Raw genomic sequence first — 22,667 nt, 5'->3', positions numbered from 1 at the left:
ATTCCCCGTAGCCTATGTGCGGTAGATGTTGATGGTGTGGGCCTGCACCTCGTCAGGCTCGCCGGACGCCACAAGGGCGCCTTGGCGCCGGTCGTGCAGCTCGGACGTGGTGAGGCGCAGATCGAACAGCCTCTTGCCGGTGCCGTCGTCGTTGGTGACCTGCGGAAGGGTGACCTCAATGTCCTCGGGGCCGCCGTTGACCACGATGAGCCCGGCCACGTGCCCGTCGTCGGAGCCGAGGAGCAGCTGAACCACCCGGTTCCCATTGTCGTTCCACCGTTCCATGGACATGGGCTGCCCGGTCCGGTCGTACCAGTACAGGTAGGAGCGGGCGTCGCGGACCGGATAGTCGTGCGGCTGGGCGGCCAGGAACTCGTTGCGAAGCCGGATGACGCGCTTGGTGCTGCGGAGCATGGCGTGGGATTCCGGCGTGCTGGTCCAGTCGATCCAGGTGAGCGGGTTGTCCTGGCAGTACGCGTTGTTGTTGCCCTGCTGGGTGCGGCCGAGTTCGTCCCCCGCCGTGATCATGGGGACGCCGAGGGAAATCATGAGCGAAGCCATGAGGTTGCGTTTGCTCTGGGCGCGGCGCGTCAGAATGCCCTCGTCCTCGGTGCGCCCTTCGAAGCCGTGGTTGTAGCTGCGGTTGTCGCCGTGCCCGTCCCGGTTCTGTTCCCCGTTCGCCTCGTTGTGTTTGCGGTCGTAGGACACGAGGTCAGTCATCGTGAAGCCGTCGTGGGAGGTGATGTAGTTCAGCGAGGCCAGCCTGGAACGGCCCGACGGTTCGAACAGGCTTGCCGAGCCGGACAGGGCGTCGGCGAGCCGGGCTACGGATCCGCCCCGGCCGCCGTTGTCGAGAGCGGCGCGGTCGGCCAGCCAGAAGGAGCGGACGGCGTCGCGGTAGTGATCGTTCCAATCGACCCAGCCGACGGGGAAACGACCGGTCTGCCAGCCGCCGTAGCCCACGTCCCACGGTTCCGCGATCAGCTTGACGCGGGACAGCTCCGGATCGGCGGCGACCGCTGCGAGGAAGGGGTGGCGGGGATCGAACTCGTTGGCTGCGTTCCGGCAGAGCGTTACGGCAAGGTCGAAGCGGAAGCCGTCGATGTGGAACTCGTCCACCCAGTACCGCAGCGAGTCCAGCACCAGCTGGACGACGCGGGGTTCGCCGAAGTTGAGCGTGTTGCCGCAGCCCGTAGTGTCGATGTATTTTCCGTTGCCGTCGGTGCGGTAGTACTTCTGCTCGCCCAGCCCCCGGAAGCTTAGGGTGGTCCCGTCCGGCCCGCCTTCGGCCGTGTGGTTGTAGACGACGTCGAGGATGACCTCGATGCCGGCTGCATGCAGCAGCCTGACCATTCCCTTGAATTCGTCCTGGACGGCCTGCGGCCCGGCTTCCTGGGCGGCCTTGGTGGCGTACGCGGGGTGCGGGGCGAAGAACGCCGCCGTGTTGTAGCCCCAGTAGTTGGTGAGGCCGAGGTTCTGGAGGTGGGGCTCGTCCAGATGGAAATGCACCGGCAGCAACTGCAGGGCGGTGATGCCAAGGCCTGTGAGGTGTTCGATCATCGCGGGATGGGCCATGCCGGCGTACGTGCCGCGCAGCGCCTGCGGGATGTCCGGATGAAGCATGCTCTGTCCGCGGACGTGTGCCTCGTAGACGATGGTGTTGCGCCACGGGATATTCGGCTTCCCGTCCGAGCCCCAGTCGAAGTCGGAGGACATCCTGACGCTGGTCAGGAATCCGTCGCGTTCATCGACGGCCCGGCCGTAAGGGTCCAGCAACAGCGGTTGCCGGCTGCCGTCGTCGTCGTCGTCAAAATCAACCGTGGGAACCGCGAGCGGCAGTACCTCGTCGCCCGTGGCGGCGGCTTCGTCCCTGGGGGCTGTGAGGAAGCCGTACCGGGATCCCACGGGGAAACCGTCCACCACTCCTTGGTGGACGCCGTTCGCGAGGCTGGACAGGGTCTGGAGCCGCCAGCTTTGGCCGGGCGCCTGGTAGGCCACCTCAAGCGTCGCGACGCCGGGCGCGTAGACGGCGACTCTTACGCGGCTGCCGGGTGCGCCCCCCGGACCTTGGCGCGCGTCGCTGACCCCGAGGGGAAAGGCCTGGGAGTCGTCCACCGTCAAGGCTGTGTCTAAAAGGGGCATTACCATCAATTAAAGCTTAGCTGTCACAGCCAAATAGCTAATCTCCTCCCGCATGTTACGCGGGCGGGCTGTGGCGGCACCGCTGAACGCTCTCACAACGCACCGACTGGAGGTTTTCGTGAAGATTGCATTGGCCCAGATCATCACCGGAAGGGATGTGGCCGGGAACCTCACCGTGGTCGAAGAATACGCCCGCCGTGCCAAGGACGGCGGCGCCGAGATCGTCGTTTTCCCGGAGGCCACCATGCGCGCATTCGGCAATTCGCTGCTGGACATCGCCGAGCCCCTGGACGGCCCGTGGGCCGGCCGTGTCCGCTCGATTGCCGGCGAGTTGGGGATTGTAATTATTGCCGGAATGTTCACCCCGGGTTCATCGAGCTCCGACGGGCAGGCGAAAGTCCGCAACACGCTGCTGGTGACAGGGCCGGGCGTGGACGCCAGCTATGACAAGGTGCACCTGTTCGACGCCTTCGGATTCCTGGAGTCCGACACCGTGGATGCCGGGACCGGGCCCGTAACGTTTGACGTCGGCGGCCTCACCTTTGGCTTGGCCACCTGCTACGACATCCGTTTCCCGGCCCTGTTCACGGCCAACGCCGATCGCGGAGCGGTCGCCAACATCGTTTGCGCCTCCTGGGGTTCCGGCCCCGGCAAGGTGGACCAGTGGCAACTCCTGGCCCGCGCCCGTGCCGTGGACACCACCACCTACGTCCTCGCCTGCGGCCAGGGCGATCCTGCCACCCAGGGCACCGAACCCCGCGGCGCAGCGCCCACGGGCGTCGGACACAGCGCGGTCATCTCGCCTTTCGGTGAGGTGCTCCAGGAGCTCGACGGCGCCCCCGGCCTTCTGTTCGCCGATCTGGACCCCGACCGGGTCAAGGAAGCCCGCACCAAGCTCCCAGTCCTGGCCAACCGCCGGGAATTCTAGGAGCACAAAAACGCTTCCTCACCTCTTGTCGCTTAAAACCGAACGCTTCCTCAGGTCCTGCTCTTAAAACGCAAACGCTTCCGCACCTGGGTGCGGAAGCGTTGGCCGTTTCGCTGCGAAAGGTGCGGAAGCGTCCCCGGTTTACCTGCGAAAGGTGAGGAAGCGTCCCCGGTTTACCTGCGAAAGGTGAGGAAGCGTTTCGGCCCTCGACAGGGTGGGCTTATTTGGCGGAGCGCTGGCGCGAGACCTCGTAGAGCGAGATGCCGACGGCCATGGAAGCGTTCAGGGATTCCATGGCGGAGTCGATCGGGATGGAGACGATCTGGTCGCAGTTCTCCCGGACGAGGCGGCTGAGGCCCTTGCCTTCAGAACCGACCACGATGCAGACGGGTTCGGTGGCGACGGTCAGGTCCGGCAGCGACACGTCGCCGTCGCCGTCGAGCCCCAGCACGAAGACGCCCATGTCCTTGAACTGCTTGATGGCGTTGTTCAGGTTGGAGGCACGGGCCACCGGAACACGCACGGCCGCGCCGGCGCTGGTCTTCCACGCCGCCGCCGTGACGCCGACGGAGCGGCGTTCGGGGACGATGACGCCGTGGCCGCTGAATGCCGAGACCGAGCGGATGATCGCGCCAAGGTTGCGGGGGTCGGTGATGCCGTCGAGGGCAACGAAGAGCGGCGCATTCGCGATGTGCCCCTTCTTCCAGCCTTCAACCGTCTGTTCGGCCAGCTCGTAGGCGTCCTGGTAGTCGTACGGGGGAATCTGGAGCACGAGCCCCTGATGCACGGCATCGTCGGTCATCCGGTCCAGCTCGGGCTTGCCGGTTTCCAGCAGCGGGATGCCGCGTTCAGCGGCGATCTTCAGGGATTCCTTGACGCGGTCGTCCATCTCGATGCGGATGGCAACGTGCAGTGCCTTGGCCGGAATGCCGGCCCGGAGCGCTTCGACGACCGAGTTGCGGCCGGTGACCACTTCTTCGGTGGCACGCCCCTTCGGACCAGACCGGGCACCGGCACTGCGGGTGGCGCCGGCACTGCCGGGCCGCTTGGCGGCCGAGCGCTCAGCGAGCTGCTTGTTCTTGTGCGCCTTGTGGTAGGGGCGGTCCTCGGCCTTGGGGGTTGGCCCCTTGCCTTCGAGAGCCTTGCGGCCGTGGCCACCGGTTCCGGTGGTGGGCCCCTTCTTGAGCTTGCGGACTGCGCCCGGGCGACCTTTGTTGGCCATGAATTCCACCCTTGGTTGTATTGAGTAAGTCTGGACTCCAGTCTACTGACTGGCCTCAAATCGTTGACCGGGCGGGCGCTGAGCCGCCGGGGCTAGCTGCGCTGCAGGCTCCACGTGGCGCCGTCGGCGTTGTCTTCGACCAGGACGCCGGCCGCAGCGAGGGTGTCCCGGATAGCGTCGGAGGCAGCCCAGTCCTTCCTCGAGCGGGCTTCGGCGCGGGCGGCGAGCTGCGCTTCAATCAACGTGCCGAGGGCACTGGTGGCCTGGTCGTCGACGGCAGGCTGCGCGGCGGCGCTGATGCCCAGGACCCTGAGCATGTCGGTCACGCTGTCCAGCGCCTGCCGCGTAGCCGTGAGGTCACCATCGGTCAGTGCCGAGTTTCCGGCCCGGACCGTGTCGTGCAGCACCGCGAGGGCCTGCGGCACGTTGAGGTCGTCATCCATCGCAGCGGCAAACGCCTCCGGAACCGTGCCGTGGCTGCCAAACAGCAGGGCACCGTCGGATGACAGCGCCCGGACGGCGCGGGCCACGAAGCCGTCAATGCGCTCGACGGCGGCAGCGGCCTCCTGCAGCGACGTCGGCTGGTAGTCCAGCACCGAGCGGTACTGTGCCTGGCCCAGGTAGTAGCGGACGACCCGCGGCGGCGCGAGCTCCAGCATCTCCGCCGGGCTGACCGTGTTGCCGACGGACTTCGACATTTTCTCGCCCTGGTACGTCACCATGCCGTTGTGCATCCAGAAGTTCGCGAAGCCGTGGCCCGCAGCCTGGGATTGCGCCATCTCGTTTTCGTGGTGCGGGAACCGCAGATCGAGGCCGCCGCCGTGGATGTCGAATTCGGTGCCGAGGTATTTGGTGACCATCGCCGAGCATTCGAGGTGCCAGCCCGGGCGGCCGGCGCCCCACGGCGAAACCCAGCTCGCCGTCGTCGGCTCCCCCTCCTTGTGTCCCTTCCAGAGGGCAAAGTCGCGAGGGTCCTTCTTGCCGCGCGGGTCGGCGTCGGCGGCTCCCTGCATGTCATCGATCTTCTGGCGCGTCAGTGCGCCGTATTTGTTCCAGGAGCGCACGTCGAAGTAGACGTCCCCCGAAGCATCGAGGGCAGGGTACGCGTGGCCGCGGTCGATCAGCAGCTGGATGAGGGCGTGCATCTCCGGGATGTGGCCCGTTGCCCGCGGCTCGTAGGTGGGCCGGGACACGCCAAGGGTGTCGTAGGCCTTGAGGAACTCCTGCTCATAGCGGTAGGCCAGCGCCCACCATTCCTCCTCTGGCACGGAGCCGGGCTCCTGCTCGAAATCGGGGTGGAAGGAGGCCTCGGACTTGGCGAGGATCTTGTCGTCGATGTCGGTGACGTTGCGGACCACCGTGACACGGAAGCCGCGGTACTCAAGCCAGCGGGTGAGCTGGTCGAAGGCGATGGCGGAGCGGATGTGCCCCACGTGCGGCATGCCCTGCACCGTCGCACCGCAGTAGTACAGGCTTACCTTGCCCGGTACCAGAGGAACGAAGTCACGGACTTCGGCGGATGCAGTGTCGTAAAAGCGCAGGGTCACCGCTCCAGATTAGCCGATGCCAATGTCCCCGCTTACTTGCAGACCTCGCCGATCCTGTTGTTCTGCCTGGCGAGTTCCGCCGTCTGCTCCGCACTCTTGTTGCCCAGCGACGTGCCAGCCACCTGCTTCATGATGTCGGCCATCTTCTGGATGGGGTCGGCCACGTCCTGGGCCACCTTGTCGGCGACCTCCTGGTAGTGCTTGGCGATCTGGTCGGCCTGCTGCTGCTGGTTGCCCGTGGGCTTGAACGTGTCGCCCTGCAGGAACTTGCAGCTCTCCTCGACGCTCATGCGGGGACTGCCGGCACAGCCGGCCAGAAGCACCCCAGCGATCACGACGGCGGGAAGCAACTTTTTCACGGCGGGTCTCCTGGGATTGGGGTACTTGGGCTTATTCCAGCCTAGGCGATTTGGCCGTGGGGGCGGGCAGCCGCCCGGCGGGCCGGTTCCGTCGGGGCAGCTACGCCGCCGGGTAGACCAGGGCCGTAGCCACAGCGGAAATGCCTTCGCCGCGGCCGGTAAAGCCCAGGCCGTCGCTGGTGGTGGCGGTGACGCTGACCGGAGCGCCTGCGGCCTCGGTGAGGACGCGCTGGGACTCCTCCCTGCGGGGGCCGAACTTCGGACGGTTGCCCACGAACTGCACAGCGACGTTGCCTATTTCGAAGCCTGCCGCCCGGACGATCCGGGCAGCTTCGGCCAGGAGCGTGACTCCGGAAGCGCCGGCGAATTCGGGACGGTCCGTGCCGAAGTGGGTGCCCAGGTCGCCGATCCCGCAGGCGGAGAACAATGCATCGGCTGCGGCATGTGCCACGGGATCGCCGTCGGAATGGCCGGCGAGGCCCCGCTCCCCCTCCCAGAAAAGCCCGCCCAGCCAGAGCGGCTGCGGATCGCTGTCCGGGGCAAAGGCGTGTACGTCGATGCCGATGCCTGTCCGTGGCAGGAGCATTGGGGTCCGCGAAGCGTTGTCTGTCAAGGCGTCTTTCGTCATGTGGTTGATCAGCCCTCCACCCAGCGGGCGCCCAGGGGTCCCTCCAGCAGGCCTTCGGCGATGATGAGGTCCAGCGGCGTGGTGATTTTCAGTGACTGGCTGGCCCCGCGGACGGCATGCACCGGCACCCCGAGAAGCTCCACCAGCATGGCGTCGTCGGTAACCGCGGCGGCCTGGCGCTCATCGAAGCCCGAGGCTGCCTCGTGCGCCTGCCGCAGAACGGAGAGCTTGAACCCCTGTGGGGTCTGGACCGCCCGGAGCTCCTCCCGCGGGGCGGTTCCCGTGACGAGTTCAGGGGCGATGTCCGCAGCAGGCCCTTCGGTGGCGGCGACGGTTTTGACCGTGTCCACCACAGGGATGACCGGAATCACTGCGTCGGCACCGGCCGCCAGCGCCTGGACCACCCGGTGGAAGACCGGCTCCGGCGTCAGGGCACGGGCGGCGTCATGCACCAGGACCGCTTCGGTGCCGTCCTCCACGGCGGCCAGGGCGGAACGGACCGAATCCGCCCTGGAGGCACCGCCGTCGACCATGGTCAGGAGCGGGCCGCCGTCCACCAGCTCCAACCGGAAGTCCTCGCAAAGCCGCCGAAGCTCCTGTTCCCCTGCCGGGAGCGCAATGCACACCTGGCTGGCAATGCCTGCCGCGACGACCCCGCGGAGGGCATGCATGAGGATCGGTTCACCCCCCAGCGGCACGGCGGCCTTCGGCATGCCATACCCCAGCCTCTGCCCGGAACCGGCGGCGACGAGGATCACGGCGGTCACAGGGCGCTTGGGTGCAGTGTTCATGCGCTCTAGCCTACGTCCCTGCCGCGCTCCCCCTCCATCTCCCAACTCGGTAGCAGCTGCGGGCGTTCCCAGCGCTGAGACCGCCGCGAGCTGCTACCTGGACGGGGATTTTGGGCCGACAGATTTTGGGCAAAAAGAAACCCCGGCGGCACGGTGCCACCGGGGTTCAATTCTTGTTAGGAAGCCAAGACCTCGTCGAGAACGCTTGCAGCCTTCTCTTCGTCGGTCTTTTCAGCCAGAGCCAATTCTGAAATCAGAATCTGCCGGGCCTTGGCCAGCATACGCTTCTCGCCTGCGGAAAGGCCCCGGTCGTGATCCCGGCGCCACAGGTCGCGAACGACCTCTGCTACCTTGATGACGTCACCGGAAGCAAGCTTCTCCAGATTTGCCTTGTAACGACGCGACCAGTTGGTGGGCTCCTCAGTGAACTCGGCGCGAAGCACGTCAAACACGTGCTCCAAACCGTCTTTGCCCACTACGTCGCGAACCCCAACAAGGTCAACGTTCTCTGCTGGAACTTCAATGGTCAGATCACCCTGAGCCACCTTGAGCTTGAGATACATCTTCTCTTCGCCCTTGACAGTGCGCATCTTGATCTCTTCAATTTTTGCTGCACCGTGGTGAGGGTAAACTACTGTCTCGCCGACCTCAAAAACCATGTGGACTTTCCCCTTTCCCGCAGATCAGTTTATCACGATTAAGGCATATGACTGGCATGGAAACGGCCCGGGAACCCCGTAAATCCGCGGAAAATAGCCGAAATCGGCCGCTCAGACCCCTTGACGAACGCGAACAATAGTGCATCGCATGCAGGCCCACAAGCGTTACGCGCGGGTAGTTGCGGGTCTCCGCCGGCGGCCCGGGGACCCCCATAATCGGCGACGGAGGGGCCAGTCATGTGGAGGGGCCGAATCCTTGTTTGACCCTCTTTGCCGATAGGCTATGCCTGAAAACTGTTTCAAAGACTTTTCGAGGAGTGCGTGACGTGCGTTTCACTGCGATGAACCGGGGCCAGAGCGGCAAAATGGCAATGGCGGCAGCCGCCCTGAGCGTCGGCCTGCTGGCCCTGACGGGCTGCGGCTACGTCAACGCCCAGCAGACCTCTCACCAGTACGCCGCCTCCGACGGAATCCGTGCCGACGTCGGGCCGGTCCAGTTGCGCAACATGCTGATCGTTTCCGGTGGCGAGAACCAGCCGGGCCGCGTCATCGGTGCCGTCTACAACTCCTCGTCGAAGGACGTCAAGGTCACCCTCAAGGGAGCAGAAGGCGCACAGACTGAAGTTGCGGTCAAGCAGAACGCCTACACCCTGCTGAACGAGTCCGCGGACGCAGCGGTCCTGAGCACGTCCGGCGGCAAGCCCGGATCCCTCGTGGACGTCCAGGTGACCGAGGACGGCACCAACGTCAACAAGACCGTGAAGATTCCCGTGGTGGACGGCACGCTGAAGGAATACGCCGCCTACCTGCCGGGCGGGGCGCCCAGCGAGTCCGCCACTCCGAGCGAGACCGCGACCCCGGGCGAAACCGCAACGCCGAGCGAGTCCGCCACGGCCGCGCCCGCCGAAGGCCACTAAGAGCGCAGCCAACAGGGCAGCGATACCAGAAGGAGGGGCTCCCGGCAGGGAACCCCTCCTTCTTCGTTTGTTGCCGCCGCCTCGCCCTGGCCGTTCCCCGGCCGTCGGCCAGCTTCTACGGCTCGAATTTGTAGCCCAGTCCCCGCACCGTGACGAGGTAGCGCGGCAGCGACGGGTCGGGCTCGATCTTGCTGCGCAGGCGCTTCACGTGGACATCGAGCGTTTTCGTGTCGCCTACATAGTCGGAGCCCCACACCCGGTCAATCAGCTGGCCGCGGGTCAGTACTCGTCCGGAGTTGCGCAGCAGCATCTCCAGCAGTTCAAACTCCTTCAGCGGCAGCGACACCTGCTCGCCGTCGACACTCACCACGTGCCGCTCGATGTCCATCCGCACCGGACCGGCATGCACGGTGGATGAGATCAGCTCCTCGGGCTCGCCCTGGCGGCGCAGCACCGCGCGGACACGGGCCACCAGCTCACGGGAGGAGTAGGGCTTGGTGACGTAGTCGTCTGCGCCCAGTTCAAGCCCGACGACCTTGTCGATCTCGGTGTCCTTCGCGGTCAGCATGATGACGGGGACTGTGGAGCGCTGCCGAAGCTGCCGGCAGACCTCCGTGCCGGACTGTCCCGGCAGCTGCAGGTCGAGCAGCACCAGGTCTGCCCCGTTGCGGTCGAATTCCGTGATGGCGTCCAGGCCGTTGTCCACGACCTCCACTTCGAACCCTTCCTTGCCCAGAAGATAGGAAAGGGGATCGCTGAACGACTCCTCGTCCTCGACAATAAGAATCCTGCTCAAGCGTTAGCTCCTCGTTCGTGGACGCCGGCGGCGTCGTGTGGTTCCCTGGCCTGTTGCGGCCGGTCAGGCTGGTTCTGCGGTGAGGCGGGCGCCGGCGCTTTGGTTTCCTGGGCGGCGCCGGCGTCCCCGGCGCGGGGACGCGGCTCCGGTGCGGCTTCCCCTTCCTGACCTTCCATCTCCGGCAGCCGAAGGGTGAATGTGGAGCCCTGGCCGGGCTGCGACCACAGCGTGACTTCCCCGCCGTGGTTGGAAACAACGTGCTTGACGATGCTCAGGCCCAGACCGGTTCCGCCGGTGTGGCGGGACCGGGCCGCATCCACCCGGTAGAAGCGCTCGAAAACCCGTTCCTGGTCCTCTGGTGACAGGCCTTCGCCCTGGTCTGTCACAGAGACGGAAACCAGGCCTTCCTTGGACCGCACGCCGATGCCCACCCGGGTGTTTTCCGGTGAGTACCGGATCGCGTTGTCGATGAGGTTGCGCAGCGCCGTGACCAGCAGGTCCTGGTCACCGTAGACCTTGGCCTCCGCCCGGCCGCCAATGACGATCTGGATGTTCTTGCTCTCGGCGGGCAGCTGCGAGCGGTCCACCGCCTCGGAGATCACGTCGTTGATATCCACGGGGTGGCCCTGCTGCGCCACGTTCGCGCCCTGCAGCCGGGACAGCTCAATGATGTCCTGCACCAGCGCGGCGAGGCGGGCCGACTCCTTGTGCATGCGTTTCGCGAAGCGGCGGACGGCATCCTCGTCGTCCGCCGACGACTCCAGCGCTTCAGCCAGCAGCGAGATGGCGCCCACCGGTGTCTTCAGTTCGTGGGACACGTTGGCCACAAAGTCGTTGCGGATCTCCTCGGTCCGGGTGATCTCGGTGCGGTCATCAGCCAGCAGGAGGATGTATTCCTCGCCCAGCATCGCGGCCCGGACCTGCACGATGATGGTTCCCTGGCCGAGCGGCCCCCGGGGCAGTTCCAGCTGCCTCTCCAGAATGACGCCGTCGCGCCGGACGTTCGCCGTCATGTCCAGCAGTTGGCGGTGCACAACGGTGTGGCCGCGTACCAGGCCGTAGGCATAGGCAGCCGGGCTGGCGCGGACGACGCCGTCGATCGCGTCCACCACCACAAATGCCTGTCCGACGACGGCGAGGACTTCCGCGGAGCCCTGCGGCAGCGCCGGTTCGTCATACTCAATGTCCACAAGCTCGCGCTGCTTCTCGCTGGCGCGGAAGGCGAGCACGCCAAAGACGCCGAACGACAGGCCCACCAGGCCGGCGATGACACCTAAGAGCATTGGATCCACGCCTCCAGCTTATGCTTCCGGGAAGCCCCGATATCCGCTAAACAGCCCACACAGTACGGATTCAGCTAACGTTCATCTTGAGGTGTGTAACAGTTCACCGAACACTGGAAGAGTGTGCGGTTGGACTGCCGGAACGGTGACACGAAATTCTGACCGCCGCGGCGGGGCGGGGTTTCCAAGGAAAGGACGCCTACGTGCGCAAGGTTTTTCAGGAGGAGCTGGCCCATGTGGGCGAGGACCTCATCGAGATTTCAAAGCTGGTCAGCGAAGCGATCGGCAAGGCAACGACGTCGTTCGAGAGTGCCGACGTCGATCTGGCACAGGATGTCATCGCCGCGGACGCCAGGATCGACTTCCTGCAGAACAGCCTCGACGAGCGCGCGATCGACATCCTCGCGCTGCAGGGCCCCGTGGCCAGCGACCTGCGCATGATCGTCGGGTCGCTGCGGATGAGCGCTTCCCTGGAGCGCATGGGTGACCTTGCCCGCCACATCGCCCAGCTCGCCCGGCTGCGGTTTCCCTCCACCGTGATCCCGGAGGCGCTGACCGGAACGTTCAAGAGTTTCGCCGAGCAGGACATCGAGATCGCCAACAAGCTCACGCAGCTGCTGGAGACCCGCGACCTCGAGGTTGCCCGCGACATTCTCAAGGCCAACTCCACGGTGAACGACCTTCACCTCAGCGTGTTCAAGGCGATCGCACGCCCGGACTGGCAGGAATCCCCGGCCACCACCGTGGACGTGGCCCTGGCCAGCCGCTACTTCGAGCGGTTCGCGGATCACGGCGTGTCCGTGGCGCAGAAGGTCACCTACCTCGTGACGGGCGCGTGGCACCCGAACAGCATCGAGCACGGCTAACCTGTCGAGCACGGCTGGGCAGCACCTCCACCGAACTAAACGGACGACGCCGGCCGGTCACCAAGGTGACCGGCCGGCGTCGTCCGTTTGTGGCTGCGACAGGCTCAACCAGCGAAGGGCAGGGGGCTACTTCTTGCCCTGGTTGGCCACGGCCAGGATGGCCTGCTCCGCTGCCTCGGGGTCGAGGTACGTTCCGCCCGGCGTGATCGGCTGGAAGTTCTCGTCCAGGTCGTAAACCAGCGGGATGCCCGTGGGGATGTTCAGGCTGGCGATGGCGTCGTCGCTGATGCCGTCCAGGTGCTTGACCAGTGCGCGCAGGGAGTTGCCGTGGGCGGTGACCAGGACGGTCTTGCCGGCCTTCAGGTCTTCCTTGATGTCCGATTCCCAGTACGGGAGCAGGCGGATGAGGACGTCCTTGAGGCACTCGGTGCGGGGCAGTTCATCGCCGAGGTCCGCGTAGCGCGGATCGCGGGACTGGGAGAACTCGCTGCTGTCGTCCAGGGGCGGCGGCGGGGTGTCGTAGGAACGGCGCCACAGCATGAACTGGTCCTCACCGAATTCCGCAAGGGTCTGGGCCTTGTCCTTGCCCTGCAGTGCGCCGTAGTGGCGCTCGTTGAGTCGCCAGTCGCGCTTGACGGGGATCCAGCCGCGGTCGGCCTTGTCCAGGGAGATGTTGGCCGTGTTGATGGCCCGCTTCAGGAGCGAGGTGTAAAGGATGTCCGGGAGAATGTTGTTCTCAACCAGCAGCTCCCCGCCGCGTGCTGCTTCCTCGCGGCCCTGGTCGTTCAGGTCAACGTCCACCCAGCCGGTGAACAGGTTCTTGGCGTTCCATTCGCTGTGGCCGTGGCGCAGCAGAATCAGCTTGTAAGTCATGATTTTCATCCTAGCCGAGCGCAGCCCGCGGGTGCCGAGAGTTACATCTCGCGGCAGGGGCCGCCCGCATCCCCCGGACGCATCCCCGGGAAGGGCCCGCCAGATAGGCTGGGGCCGTGGTGCAGAAAGCAGAACGGGTGGTGACCAACCGGAGCAGCCGGGGCAAGCCGGTGGGGAACGTGACCCGCGGCACCACCAACCCGAACCGTATGCGCCGGCTGGACCGCTGGCTGGCAGGGCCGCAGGCCTGGCGGCTCCGGAGGTCCGCCGACCCGCTTGTGGTGGACCTGGGCTACGGCGCTTCGCCGGCCACCGCCGTCGAGCTCTTTGAACGGCTCCGGGCGGTACGGCCGGATGTGCGCGTCTGCGGGATCGAAATCGAACCGGAGCGGGTGCGTGCGGCGAAGTCACTGGAGCGCCCGGGCCTGAGTTTCCACAACGGAGGATTCGAACTTCCGGTGCCCGGGAACCCGGTGTTTGTGCGCGCGTTCAACGTGCTGCGGCAGTATGAGGAAGCGGACGTCCGCGGCATCTGGGAACTGGTGCAGGGCAGGCTGGCTCCGGATGGCCTGTTCATCGACGGGACGTGCGACGAGATTGGCCGGCGCTCCGCGTGGATTGCCCTTGATGCCAAGCGTCCGCTCAGCCTCACCATGTCAGTGCGGTTCGGGAGTTTTGTCCTGCCGTCCGAGATCGCGGAACGCCTGCCGAAGGCCCTCATCCACCGCAATGTCCCCGGCGAACGTATCCACACGCTGCTGCAGGCGATGGACCGGGCCTGGCTCGAGTCGGCGCCGCTGGCGCCCTTCGGTAACCGGCAACGGTGGACGGCCATGTGCCGGGCACTGCTCGACGGCGGGTGGCCGGTGCAGGATGGTCCGTCGCGTTGGCGGCTGGGGGAACTTACGGTCGGCTGGGAAGCTGTGGCGCCTGGGTAACGCCGGTCACCAGGGTCCGTACGGGCCCATGTTCCGGCTGCCGCCGCGTCCGGCGTCCTTCACGGCCGGCCGGACGTCGGCCAAGTAGACGGAGGCTGCCACCACGGCGCCGAGGCCGAACAGGCCAAGCGGGCCGAGCAGGCCGCCCGCTCCGCCGCCGAGCACGGACAGCGCTCCGACGGCCAGGCTGCCGCCGGTCAATGCCAGCCAGAACGTCTTGGTGCGCTTGCCTACAGCCTCGAAGGCGTTGGCCCGGTGGCGGACGCAGTCAAAGAAGGCCCACACCTCGAGTGCCAGTGCTATCAGCCCCAGGATGTAGTAGACCGTGCTCTCAACGTAGAAAATCAGTAGTCGTCCGTCCACCAGCCCAGCCTATCGGTCCAGCGCGTCCAGCGCCTGCTTCAAATCGGCCCAAAGGTCCTCGACGTGTTCGATGCCCACGCTGAGCCGTACCAGGTTCTCCGGAACGCTGACCGGTTCCGCGGCGTGCCGGCGCCGCCGCTCGATGAGCGACTCAACCCCGCCAAGGGACGTGGCCGGCAGCCACAGGCTCAGGGCACGGACCAGTTTGTCCGCGGTTTCGGGAGCGCTGAGCCCGCCGGCAGCGGCCACATGGACGCAAAGAATGGAACCGAATCCTGTCATCTGAGACTTGGCCAGATCGTGGCCCGGGTCCGACACGAGCCCCGGGTACCGCACGCTCTCCAGTGCCGGGTGCGCGCTGAGCCGCTCGGCGAGCACCGCGGCCGAGGCCTGCGAACGCTCAATCCGCAGGGCCAGGGTCCGCAGTCCGCGCAGCGCCAGCCACGCTTCGAAGGGGCCGGCGATTCCGCCATGGATGATGCGGTGGTGGAGGAGGGTTTCGCGCAGTTTCGCATCAGAGGTCACCAGGGCGCCGAGTACCACGTCCGAGTGGCCGGCCAGGTACTTGGTCACCGAGTGAAGGACGACGTCGGATCCCAGACTGAGCGGCTGCTGCACCAAAGGGGTGGAGAAGGTGTTGTCCGTGACGACGACGGCGCCGGCGTCATGGGCGGCCTGTGTCAGGGCCCGGATGTCCGCGATGCCGAGCATCGGGTTGGTGGGGCTTTCCAGCCACAGCATGTCCGCCGCTTTGCCGTTGCGCGGCGCGATCTGTGCCCGGACCGCTTCCGTGTCCGCGATATCCACGGTGCGGAGCTCCAGGAGGCCCTTTTCCGCCAGCTCGGCAGCCATGACCAGCGATCCCGAATAGCTGTGGGACGGCATCACCAGGACGCCCCCGTTGGGGATGAGGGAGAGCGCGGAGCTGACTGCCGCCAGGCCGGAGGAGTACAGCAGGCCCGGCAGCGAGGCACCCTCGAGCTGGCCGAGGGCCTCTTCGAACGGGTCCCACGTGGGATTGGAGTAGCGGCCGTAGCCCCGGTCGCCGTCGTCGAGCGCGCCAGTGCCGAAATACGTGGAGGAGAGGACGATGGGCGGGTTGACCGGCGCGTCGTGTTCACGGGGCGGACGGCCGGCGGCCACAACCACCGTTTCGGCGGACAGGGATGCGGCATGCTGATCGGAAAGACTCATGGTCAAAGCGTACGTTGGGTGCCTGCCCGCACGGAAAGCGCCCCCTTCCAGCGAGCTGCGGAAGCGGGCGCCGGGCGTTTTCGTCGGTGGAAATCGGTAGGCTGGATAAGTGAATATGCAGAGTCCCGGACTTTTCATCGCCTTCGAGGGCGGTGACGGTGCCGGCAAGTCGACGCAGGCGGCCCGGCTGGCCGGCTCGCTGGAATCGCGCGGCCTCACCGTGCTGCGCACCCGGGAACCCGGAGGTACGCCCATCGGCGAGAAGCTCCGTTCCCTGGTGCTGGATCACGGCCATGGCCACATTGACGCCCACACCGAGGCCCTGATCTTCGCCGCCTCCCGGGCCGCGCATGCCAGCCAGGTCATCAGGCCCGCCCTGGCCCGCGGCGAGGTGGTGCTGACCGACCGCTACATCGACTCCTCGGTGGCGTACCAGGGCGCAGGCCGCGGCCTCGGGACGGACGCCGTCCGGGGCGTTAACGAATGGGCCACCTCCGGGCTGCAGCCGGACCTGACGGTGCTGCTGGATGTCCACCCGGCCGAGGGCCGCAGCCGCCGCACCGCCGGGGATGCTGCCGAGGACCGGCTGGAGTCGGAAGCAGACGAGTTTCATGCCCGGATCCGGCAGGCGTTTTTGGACCTCGCCGAGGCGAGGCCGGAGAGTTACCTGGTGCTGGAGGCGCGGCTGCCCGTCGAGGAGATCGCCGGACTGATCCTGGCGCGCGTCGAGCAGCTCCTTTCAGCAACCGGCAGGCGGCCATGACGGTCTGGGATGACCTGCAGGGGCAGCCAGCCGTCGTCGCCCAGCTGCGGCAGGCATCCATGGGTGAGGGGCTCACTCACGCCTGGCTGTTCACCGGGCCTCCGGGGTCGGGACGTTCAAATGCCGCCAAAGCTTTCGCCGCCGCACTGAACTGCGACCAGGACGACGTCACCATGCGCGGCTGCGGCACCTGCCCGGCGTGCCTGACCATCCTGGGTGAAACCCACGCCGACGTCTCCTTTGTCCGCACCGAAAAGGTGACCATCACCATTGAAGAGGCACGCGAACTCGTGGCCACGGCCGGCAACCGGCCGTCGTCGGCGCGCTGGCGGATCATCGTGGTGGAGGACGCCGACCGCATGGCAGAGCGCACCACCAATGTGCTGCTCAAGGCCATCGAGGAGCCCACGCCACGCACCATCTGGATGCTGTGTGCTCCGTCCCCCGCGGACGTCCTGGTGACCATCCGGTCGAGGTGCCGTGCGGTTGCGCTGCGGCTCCCGCCGGCCGCCGACGTCGCGGCCCTGCTGGTGAACCGCGACGGCGTGGATCCGGCCCTTGCCGAGCGTGCCGCCCGGGCAGCGCAGAGCCACGTGGGCATCGCCCGGCGGCTGGCCCGCGACGCCGAGGCCCGGGAGCGGCGGTTGGAGACCGTCCGGTTCCCGCTGGGGCTGCGGGGCATCACGGCCGCCGTGATGATGGCTGACAAACTCGTCAAGATCGCCACCGAAGAAGCCACGAGCTCCAACGAGGAACGGGACGCTGCCGAAAAGGCCGCATTGCTGGCCACCCTCGGCGCCCCCGAGACCGGCACCCTGCCGCCCGCCATGCGCAGCCAGGTGAAGCAGTTGGAGGACGACCAAAAGCGGCGCGCCAAGCGCTCCATCACCGATTCCCTCGACCGGACACTGACCGACCTCCTGTCGTTCTACCGGGATGTCCTGATCATCCAGCTGGGGAACGCCGTGGAACTGGTGAACGTTGAGCTGAGGAGCGAGCTGGAAGAGTTTGCCCAAAGGTCCGGGCCGGACGTGACCCTCGCCCGGATGGACGCCATTAACAACGCCCGCAAGCGAATCACCACCACCAACGTCGCGCCGCTGTTGGCCGTAGAGTCAATGGCCGCAAGCCTGATCCAGTAGCCACGCACCCCCATTTGCCTGACCAAACTGGCACCGTCCACAAGGAGAAACCGCATGATGTCTGCACCGCCCCTGTCCTCGCGACCCCGGACCCTCGCGGCCGGGATGCGGGCGGCCGGCGCCATGGCGCTGGCCGTACTGCTGGCATCGTGCAGTGCTCTGGGCCCGTCCAAGGACGGGTCCCCGCAGAACGGCTCCACGGGACAGGCCGACCCCTCCATAGCAGCGGCCGCCCCCGAGGGGCTGAAGGCCTATTACTCGCAGAGGATCATTTGGGAGCCCTGCGAGGACAAGCTGCAGTGTGCCAAGGTCAAGGTGCCCGTCGATTATGCGAAGCCTGACGGCGACACCATTGAACTGGCTGCGGTGAAAATCGCCAGCACCGGGGACAAAAAGGGCAGCCTGCTGGTCAACCCCGGCGGTCCGGGCGCGTCCGGCTACGACTTCGTCAGGGACGCCGGCAACAGCCACTTCTCCGAGACTGTGCGCGCCAACTACGACCTCGTGGGCTTCGATCCGCGCGGCGTCAAGCGTTCCGCGCCCGTCACCTGCCTCACCGACAAGGAACGGGACGAGGCCCGGGCGAAGATCTACACGCCGGAAACCGATGCCGGGCTGGCCACGCTTCTCGCCGACAACAAGGCCACCGCGGCCAAGTGCGCGGAACAGACCGGGCCCGTGCTCGGGCACATCGATACCGTCAGCGCGGCCAAGGATCTGGACGTCCTGCGCGCCGTGCTCAACGATTCCAAGCTGAACTACATGGGCTTTTCGTACGGGACTTTCCTCGGCTCCACGTACGCTTCCCTGTTCCCTGACAATGTGGGGCGCATGGTCCTCGACGGCGCCATGGACCCCTCGCTCAGCGCCGAGGACCTGACGTTGGGCCAGGCCCGGGCGTTCGAAAAGGCGCTGCGCGCCTACGTTGAACACTGCCTCGGCGAGGAAGGCTGTCCCCTGAGCGGCACGGTCGACGACGGCCTGCAGCAGATCCGCGACCTCATCACTTCCGTGGTCCAGACCCCCCGCACCGCCAAGGACGGCCGCCTGGTGGGCGGCAACCTCTTCGTCAGCGGCCTCATTGTGCCGATGTACGGCAACGAAAGCTGGCCGGCCCTGACCCAGGCATTGGACGCCGCTATGAAGGGCGATGTCAGCCCCATGCTCCGCCTGGCGGACCTGGGCGCAGACCGCTCCCCCAACGGCAAGTACACCTCCAACACGGCTTTGGCCTTTAGTGCCATCAACTGCCTGGACTACCCCATGAGCAGCGATCCGGTGGCCATGCGCGCCGAAGAGCAGCGCCTCCTCGAGGCTTCCCCCACCCTGGGCTACTTCTTCGCCTACGGCGGTGCGAACTGCGCCGACTGGCCATACAAGAACATCCGCACCCCGGCCCCGGTGAAGTACAGCGGCTCCGCCCCGATCGTCGTCGTCGGCACCACCGGTGACCCGGCAACGCCGGTGGAAGGGGCCAGCGAACTGCGCAAGCAGCTGGGCAACGCGTCCCTGCTGACCTTCAAGGGCGAGGGCCATACCGCCTACGGCCGGTCCAACACCTGCATCAGCGATGCCGTGGACAAGTACCTGGTTGACGGCAAGGAGCCGGCGGACAACACCGTCTGCTGATCCCTGCGGCTGTGGCGGCCGCCGTCGAGGTCTTCAGAGCCGGTAGGCTCGCCGCTCCAGGAGGGCGGGAAAGTCCTTGATGGAAGGCAAGACGTCGGTGGCACCTGCGCTGCGAAGCGCCGCCTCCGAGTTCGACCCGGTCAGCACCCCGGCAGCCACCGAGGCCCCGGCGCGCAGCCCCGAATGGATGTCCGCGGCGGAGTCCCCCACTACGGCAACTTTCCGGACGTCGTCGATGTCGAGGGCCAGGACCGCGGTCAGCACCATGTCCGGGAACGGCCTGCCCCGGCCGGCGTCCGCGGGGCACAGGCTAAGGTCCGCCAGGCCCATCCAGCCCAGGGATTCGAGCACCATGTTCTGCGTGTGGCGCCCGAAACCGGTGGCCAGGCAGACCTTGATGCCGGCGTCCCGCAGCCAGCCGATGGTGTCCTCCGCCCCGGGGACGGCCCGCACTCCGCCGTCGGCGATGAGTTCGTCGCAGTTCAGCTCAAACTTCTTGTTGGCGCTGGCCGCTGCCTGGGGGTCGTCGAACAGTTCGGCGAAAACCGTCATCCGCGAGATGCCGGAACGCTCCCTCGCGTAGCGCAGCATGCGTTCGAAGCGCGCCGAGCCGGCCTGGACTCCCTGATCCGCCAGCGTGCGGGACATCGCGCGGTCCATGAGGCCGCCGTCGTATACGGTTGTTCCCACCATGGCCAGCACCGCCAGCAGGACGGGCTGGTCATGGTCTGCCGCGTCCGCGCCCGCCGCGGGGGCAGTGCGCAGCTCGCGACGGGTTGAGATTGCACTGTCTGGTGTCATGGTCGAGCTCCTTTGCCGCTGGCGCGCAGGCATGCTGCGCCACTTTCGGGTCCAGCATGGCGGCCGTTGCTGTTGTGGGCCTGAACCGGATCCGACGGCGGAATGAACGTCCTGCCAACGTCAATCTCAGCCTGCGGGACGCTCATTTTGACCCGGACGCGGGGACTCTATTACAGTTGTCTCTTGCATGAACCGGCCGGTTTTCCGGCTGATTGGTGCGGTGCTTCCTTAGCTCAGTCGGTAGAGCGTTTCACTCGTAATGAAAAGGTCATCAGTTCGATTCTGATAGGAAGCTCGGGAAGAACCCCGTATTGTCGCTCGTTCGGCGGCGGTACGGGGTTTTTTGCTGGTTTCGCCCGTAGGCGCCGATAGGCCCGGGGCACATCTTTAGGCGCCCTTCGGCGCCGACCTCCACGGTGTACCGGAGTGCCGTCCTCGGGAACGGATCCTGGCGTACCCCTCATCAGCGCCCGCGCCTCCAGCCGGTCTTGCACAGGCGGCAGCGGAACAGAATTTTCTTGAGCAAGTATTGATCGGCACTCGATAGTTCCTTGAGGCACGGAAGGCAGAGTGTTCGGTACCGGCACGGATGACCGGTCCTCCAGAGTCCGCACGCCGGGCGCCTTCAAGAAACGGACGTTCGCCACTATGGGCCGCAACCTGAACTCCGCCACGGGCAGGGCCTACGCCTTCGTGCTCTTCACCGGCACCCACCCCTCCCGTGCCAACACATAACCCACACACGTCCCCTCCGTCGTCTGGCCCCAGAACCGCGGCGGAGGGGGCCCATCCGTAAGGGAGCAGCGGATGGTGCAAAAACACCGGCCTCAGGCTGAGGCGCCCCCACCGGCCCTGGACGGGCAGCACCTCCGAAACTTGGCGGAAGGTTGTTCGACGGCGGCGGCTGAGGCCTTTGCGGACAACTACACAGCCCTCCTTCCACAGCGCGTTGACCGCATCATCCGGAGTGTCGGCGTCGGGCACCGGGAGATGGCCCTGGACGCTGCCCTCAGCCTGCGCACGTCATCGTCAATGGCTGGCGCCCTGCAGATGAGCCACCTGTGTACCCAACTGGAGAAGGCCCTGGTGGTCGCTGACCTGGCCGCCGCTGCCGGCGTGGCCCGGGACATCGACCTCCACCTGCCGGAACTGCAGGAAGCTCTCGCGAGCCGCCATCGCCCGGCCCAATAGTTCCTTCAGCGCTTAGTTCAGCTGGGCACAGGCTGAGGTCACAAAGTCGTAAGTCTGTCCACGCAGTGCCGTTCCTGCCGCGATCTTCAACTGTCCCTCACGTCCTCCCAAACTCACATTCAGGGGCAGCAGGGTACCCACCTTGTCCTCGGCGACGGCATGCGGATCGCACCGGGCAGGGCGGATGCGCAGACGCAGTTCAATGCGTGGGGCGCCCTGCACGATGCGGATGTTCCGCGGCCAAGGGCTTTCCGCCGATTCGGCAACCAGGGTGGTCCCCGCGATGCTCGCGATGGTCATCGATCCTCCGCCCGGGCCTGCGCCGCCCGCTTCCTTCGGGGTGATGAGCAGGCGGACGACGCCGGTGCGGGAGTCCGGCGCAACCTCAAGTCTGCGGTCCAGGACGATGTCCGCCACCGCGGCCGCCCCTGCCGCAAGGCACAGCTCCATGTTGTTCCGCTCCAGGACCCCGAAAGGGTCGACGGCGACGGGCGCCACCTCCCGCACGCCGGCCTGGCCGGCCTGCGAATATCTCACGGTGACGACAGGCTGCTGGGTGGTTGTTGGCTCCGTGGTTGATTCCTCCGTGGCTGATTGCTCCGGTCCGCAAACCGGGGCCGGAAGCCTGGCTGGAAGACTCTTGGGCTGGCCGGGAGGCAGTTCGAGGCCGCCGCCGGTTGGCTCCCACAGGATCTGCCCGCGGAACAGGGGCGACGCGAGCTGCGCGGCAGCCACCGTCAGGGGCCTGCCGGACACGTTGGTGAGCAGGAGCTGGATGGACTGTTTTCCGTACTGGTCGCGCGACTGGTTCACCTCCACCGTTATCGGCAGTGGCCCAGCAGATTCCTGTGGCTCCGGCGCGGTGCAGCCAGACAGCACAGGAAATGCCGCCGCCAAGGCTGTCACAGCTACGGTGGCGGGCCACCGGCGCGTGCGCGCACGAGTCCCCAGTGCGTGCACAAGGATCCCCACCTCAGGGGAACCCTGCGCTGGGGAACCATGTGCGTAACGGCACGAGCCATGGACCTGTTCATGCAACAGGTCCATGGCGGAGCCTGTCTAGAACTGCCCGGTGGGGCCAGTGTCCTCGACTTCGCCGCGCCAGCCACCGGTTTCGGTGCCGCGTGATTCGATGAAGTCCTTGAACTTCCGCATGTCTGACTTCACCTGCATCTTGTCGATTTGCAGGGCCGCGCCCGCCTTCTCGGTAACGGTTTCCGGCGCCCACTCGAAGTGGACCTTCACCTTGGTGTGGGTGGCGTCCAGCGGCGTGAACCTGATGATGCCGGCATGGGACTTGCCGTCAGTGCTGCGCCAGGCGATCCGGTCATCCGGCTCCTGGTCAACGATCTCCGTATCAAATTCCCGCTTCACGCCGCCGACCTTCGTCACCCAGTGATTCGTGGTGTGGCTCAGCTGGGTTACGGATTCCACGCCGGACATGAACTGCGGAAATGATTCGAACTGTGTCCACTGGTTATAGGCCGTATGGACCGGAACTGCGACATCAACGGTCTCTTCAACAGTTTCCATCTGCTTCCTCCTGTCATTACGGGTGGCCCGATTACGGGCCCTCGGCAGTCGCCGTCGTCTCCCACAGCAACCACCATCTGAACGGTAGGTCCGGTGGCTTCC

At 66.4% G+C, this 22,667-nt stretch carries 24 protein-coding genes and 1 tRNA gene; 10 read left to right on the top strand and 15 right to left on the bottom strand.

Annotation, left to right across the window (positions count from 1 at the left end; translation table 11 throughout):
* Nucleotides 1-12: 12 nt before the first annotated feature.
* Entirely contained in the window at nt 13-2,148 is a 2,136-nt protein-coding gene (gene glgX, locus ABRP34_RS18405; protein WP_353711265.1) for a glycogen debranching protein GlgX, read from the bottom strand.
* Nucleotides 2,149-2,260: 112 nt separating this feature from the next.
* Between glgX and ABRP34_RS18400 the strand changes: the two genes are divergently transcribed.
* Nucleotides 2,261-3,070, top strand: a complete 810-nt coding sequence (locus tag ABRP34_RS18400) for a carbon-nitrogen hydrolase family protein (protein ID WP_353711264.1) — start codon at nt 2,261-2,263, stop codon at nt 3,068-3,070.
* A 220-nt stretch (nt 3,071-3,290) separates the two neighbouring features.
* On the opposite strand, the gene rlmB is transcribed toward ABRP34_RS18400, so the two are convergent.
* From rlmB to ABRP34_RS18370, 6 genes are all read right to left on the bottom strand, one after another.
* A complete protein-coding gene (gene rlmB / locus ABRP34_RS18395) occupies nt 3,291-4,292 on the bottom strand; it encodes a 23S rRNA (guanosine(2251)-2'-O)-methyltransferase RlmB (protein WP_353711263.1) in 1,002 nt (333 codons plus the stop codon).
* Nucleotides 4,293-4,384: 92 nt separating this feature from the next.
* The gene (gene cysS, locus ABRP34_RS18390) at nt 4,385-5,839 is read right to left on the bottom strand and encodes a cysteine--tRNA ligase (protein ID WP_003801157.1); all 1,455 of its coding nucleotides are present in this window, start codon (nt 5,837-5,839) and stop codon (nt 4,385-4,387) included.
* Nucleotides 5,840-5,871: 32 nt separating this feature from the next.
* On the bottom strand, nt 5,872-6,198 hold the full coding sequence (locus ABRP34_RS18385) for a hypothetical protein (RefSeq protein WP_003801159.1): 327 nt from the start codon (nt 6,196-6,198) through the stop codon (nt 5,872-5,874).
* A gap of 100 nt (nt 6,199-6,298) precedes the next feature.
* Nucleotides 6,299-6,784 (bottom strand): 2-C-methyl-D-erythritol 2,4-cyclodiphosphate synthase, encoded by a 486-nt coding sequence (gene ispF, locus ABRP34_RS18380; RefSeq protein WP_353713403.1) that lies wholly within the window; start codon nt 6,782-6,784, stop codon nt 6,299-6,301.
* A gap of 50 nt (nt 6,785-6,834) precedes the next feature.
* Nucleotides 6,835-7,617, bottom strand: coding sequence for a 2-C-methyl-D-erythritol 4-phosphate cytidylyltransferase (gene ispD, locus ABRP34_RS18375; protein WP_353711262.1), 783 nt, complete (start codon nt 7,615-7,617; stop codon nt 6,835-6,837).
* Between the two features lie 176 nt (nt 7,618-7,793).
* Nucleotides 7,794-8,276 (bottom strand): CarD family transcriptional regulator, encoded by a 483-nt coding sequence (locus ABRP34_RS18370; protein WP_003801164.1) that lies wholly within the window; start codon nt 8,274-8,276, stop codon nt 7,794-7,796.
* 341 nt (nt 8,277-8,617) lie between these two features.
* On the opposite strand from ABRP34_RS18370, the gene ABRP34_RS18365 reads away from it, so the two are divergent.
* On the top strand, nt 8,618-9,193 hold the full coding sequence (locus ABRP34_RS18365) for a hypothetical protein (protein WP_353713402.1): 576 nt from the start codon (nt 8,618-8,620) through the stop codon (nt 9,191-9,193).
* Nucleotides 9,194-9,308: 115 nt separating this feature from the next.
* Here ABRP34_RS18365 and ABRP34_RS18360 read toward each other — a convergent pair whose 3' ends face one another.
* On the bottom strand, nt 9,309-9,989 hold the full coding sequence (locus tag ABRP34_RS18360) for a response regulator transcription factor (protein ID WP_003801167.1): 681 nt from the start codon (nt 9,987-9,989) through the stop codon (nt 9,309-9,311).
* Nucleotides 9,986-11,272: an ATP-binding protein gene (locus ABRP34_RS18355; RefSeq protein WP_003801169.1), complete on the bottom strand. Its 1,287-nt coding sequence runs from the start codon at nt 11,270-11,272 to the stop codon at nt 9,986-9,988. Before ABRP34_RS18355 ends, ABRP34_RS18360 begins: the two co-directional genes overlap by 4 nt.
* 203 nt (nt 11,273-11,475) lie before the next feature.
* On the opposite strand from ABRP34_RS18355, the gene phoU reads away from it, so the two are divergent.
* Nucleotides 11,476-12,138 (top strand): phosphate signaling complex protein PhoU, encoded by a 663-nt coding sequence (gene phoU / locus ABRP34_RS18350; protein WP_003801171.1) that lies wholly within the window; start codon nt 11,476-11,478, stop codon nt 12,136-12,138.
* A 126-nt stretch (nt 12,139-12,264) separates the two neighbouring features.
* Here the strand turns inward: phoU and ABRP34_RS18345 are convergent, their stop codons facing one another.
* Nucleotides 12,265-13,011, bottom strand: coding sequence for a phosphoglyceromutase (locus ABRP34_RS18345; RefSeq protein ID WP_003801172.1), 747 nt, complete (start codon nt 13,009-13,011; stop codon nt 12,265-12,267).
* Between the two features lie 116 nt (nt 13,012-13,127).
* On the opposite strand from ABRP34_RS18345, the gene ABRP34_RS18340 reads away from it, so the two are divergent.
* A complete protein-coding gene (locus ABRP34_RS18340; RefSeq protein WP_003801174.1) occupies nt 13,128-13,949 on the top strand; it encodes a class I SAM-dependent methyltransferase in 822 nt (273 codons plus the stop codon).
* A 6-nt stretch (nt 13,950-13,955) separates the two neighbouring features.
* On the opposite strand, the gene ABRP34_RS18335 is transcribed toward ABRP34_RS18340, so the two are convergent.
* Complete coding sequence (locus tag ABRP34_RS18335) at nt 13,956-14,312, bottom strand: DUF2516 family protein (RefSeq protein ID WP_003801177.1); 357 nt, start codon at nt 14,310-14,312, stop codon at nt 13,956-13,958.
* Between the two features lie 9 nt (nt 14,313-14,321).
* Nucleotides 14,322-15,506, bottom strand: coding sequence for an aminotransferase class I/II-fold pyridoxal phosphate-dependent enzyme (locus tag ABRP34_RS18330; RefSeq protein ID WP_353711261.1), 1,185 nt, complete (start codon nt 15,504-15,506; stop codon nt 14,322-14,324).
* A 109-nt stretch (nt 15,507-15,615) separates the two neighbouring features.
* Here ABRP34_RS18330 and tmk point away from each other — a divergent pair, with 109 nt between their 5' ends.
* Genes tmk through ABRP34_RS18315 form a run of 3 tightly spaced genes read left to right on the top strand, consistent with a single transcriptional unit; the run spans nt 15,616 to nt 19,040 of the window.
* Nucleotides 15,616-16,269: a dTMP kinase gene (gene tmk, locus ABRP34_RS18325; protein ID WP_353711260.1), complete on the top strand. Its 654-nt coding sequence runs from the start codon at nt 15,616-15,618 to the stop codon at nt 16,267-16,269.
* Nucleotides 16,266-17,411, top strand: a complete 1,146-nt coding sequence (locus ABRP34_RS18320) for a DNA polymerase III subunit delta' (protein ID WP_353711259.1) — start codon at nt 16,266-16,268, stop codon at nt 17,409-17,411. The genes tmk and ABRP34_RS18320 overlap by 4 nt, the downstream gene beginning before the upstream one ends.
* Before the next feature lie 57 nt (nt 17,412-17,468).
* Nucleotides 17,469-19,040 carry an alpha/beta hydrolase gene (locus tag ABRP34_RS18315; protein ID WP_353713401.1) on the top strand — a complete coding sequence of 524 codons (1,572 nt, stop codon included), beginning with the start codon at nt 17,469-17,471 and terminating at the stop codon, nt 19,038-19,040.
* A gap of 33 nt (nt 19,041-19,073) precedes the next feature.
* On the opposite strand, the gene ABRP34_RS18310 is transcribed toward ABRP34_RS18315, so the two are convergent.
* Nucleotides 19,074-19,841 (bottom strand): HAD family hydrolase, encoded by a 768-nt coding sequence (locus tag ABRP34_RS18310; protein ID WP_003801185.1) that lies wholly within the window; start codon nt 19,839-19,841, stop codon nt 19,074-19,076.
* A 222-nt stretch (nt 19,842-20,063) separates the two neighbouring features.
* On the opposite strand from ABRP34_RS18310, the gene ABRP34_RS18305 reads away from it, so the two are divergent.
* The 3 genes from ABRP34_RS18305 (at nt 20,064) to ABRP34_RS18295 (ending at nt 21,032) form a co-directional block, all read left to right on the top strand.
* A tRNA-Thr gene (locus ABRP34_RS18305) sits at nt 20,064-20,136 on the top strand.
* Between the two features lie 275 nt (nt 20,137-20,411).
* Complete coding sequence (locus tag ABRP34_RS18300; protein ID WP_003801187.1) at nt 20,412-20,576, top strand: hypothetical protein; 165 nt, start codon at nt 20,412-20,414, stop codon at nt 20,574-20,576.
* 72 nt (nt 20,577-20,648) lie between these two features.
* Nucleotides 20,649-21,032, top strand: a complete 384-nt coding sequence (locus ABRP34_RS18295; protein ID WP_353711258.1) for a hypothetical protein — start codon at nt 20,649-20,651, stop codon at nt 21,030-21,032.
* A gap of 12 nt (nt 21,033-21,044) precedes the next feature.
* Here ABRP34_RS18295 and ABRP34_RS18290 read toward each other — a convergent pair whose 3' ends face one another.
* Together ABRP34_RS18290 and ABRP34_RS18285 are read right to left on the bottom strand one after the other, a co-directional pair.
* Nucleotides 21,045-21,845 (bottom strand): hypothetical protein, encoded by an 801-nt coding sequence (locus ABRP34_RS18290; RefSeq protein ID WP_353711257.1) that lies wholly within the window; start codon nt 21,843-21,845, stop codon nt 21,045-21,047.
* A 246-nt stretch (nt 21,846-22,091) separates the two neighbouring features.
* Complete coding sequence (locus tag ABRP34_RS18285; RefSeq protein ID WP_003801192.1) at nt 22,092-22,565, bottom strand: SRPBCC family protein; 474 nt, start codon at nt 22,563-22,565, stop codon at nt 22,092-22,094.
* Nucleotides 22,566-22,667: the final 102 nt, after the last annotated feature.

This window comes from Arthrobacter sp. K5 (genome assembly GCF_040448525.1).
Lineage (GTDB): Bacteria > Actinomycetota > Actinomycetes > Actinomycetales > Micrococcaceae > Arthrobacter > Arthrobacter globiformis.
Note: the sequence above shows the minus strand (reverse complement) of the source record. Positions and strands in the feature narration are given on the sequence as shown.

Coding starts and splice junctions, on each gene's coding strand:
- glgX (WP_353711265.1), bottom strand. CDS start 2,148: ATGGTAATGCCCCTTTTAGACACAGCCTTGACGGTGGACGACTCCCAG.
- rlmB (WP_353711263.1), bottom strand. CDS start 4,292: ATGGCCAACAAAGGTCGCCCGGGCGCAGTCCGCAAGCTCAAGAAGGGG.
- ispF (WP_353713403.1), bottom strand. CDS start 6,784: ATGCTCCTGCCACGGACAGGCATCGGCATCGACGTACACGCCTTTGCC.
- ispD (WP_353711262.1), bottom strand. CDS start 7,617: ATGAACACTGCACCCAAGCGCCCTGTGACCGCCGTGATCCTCGTCGCC.
- ABRP34_RS18370 (WP_003801164.1), bottom strand. CDS start 8,276: ATGGTTTTTGAGGTCGGCGAGACAGTAGTTTACCCTCACCACGGTGCA.
- ABRP34_RS18365 (WP_353713402.1), top strand. CDS start 8,618: ATGAACCGGGGCCAGAGCGGCAAAATGGCAATGGCGGCAGCCGCCCTG.
- ABRP34_RS18355 (WP_003801169.1), bottom strand. CDS start 11,272: ATGCTCTTAGGTGTCATCGCCGGCCTGGTGGGCCTGTCGTTCGGCGTC.
- ABRP34_RS18345 (WP_003801172.1), bottom strand. CDS start 13,011: ATGACTTACAAGCTGATTCTGCTGCGCCACGGCCACAGCGAATGGAAC.
- ABRP34_RS18330 (WP_353711261.1), bottom strand. CDS start 15,506: ATGAGTCTTTCCGATCAGCATGCCGCATCCCTGTCCGCCGAAACGGTG.
- ABRP34_RS18320 (WP_353711259.1), top strand. CDS start 16,266: ATGACGGTCTGGGATGACCTGCAGGGGCAGCCAGCCGTCGTCGCCCAG.
- ABRP34_RS18315 (WP_353713401.1), top strand. CDS start 17,469: ATGTCTGCACCGCCCCTGTCCTCGCGACCCCGGACCCTCGCGGCCGGG.
- ABRP34_RS18310 (WP_003801185.1), bottom strand. CDS start 19,841: ATGACACCAGACAGTGCAATCTCAACCCGTCGCGAGCTGCGCACTGCC.
- ABRP34_RS18295 (WP_353711258.1), top strand. CDS start 20,649: ATGGTGCAAAAACACCGGCCTCAGGCTGAGGCGCCCCCACCGGCCCTG.
- ABRP34_RS18285 (WP_003801192.1), bottom strand. CDS start 22,565: ATGGAAACTGTTGAAGAGACCGTTGATGTCGCAGTTCCGGTCCATACG.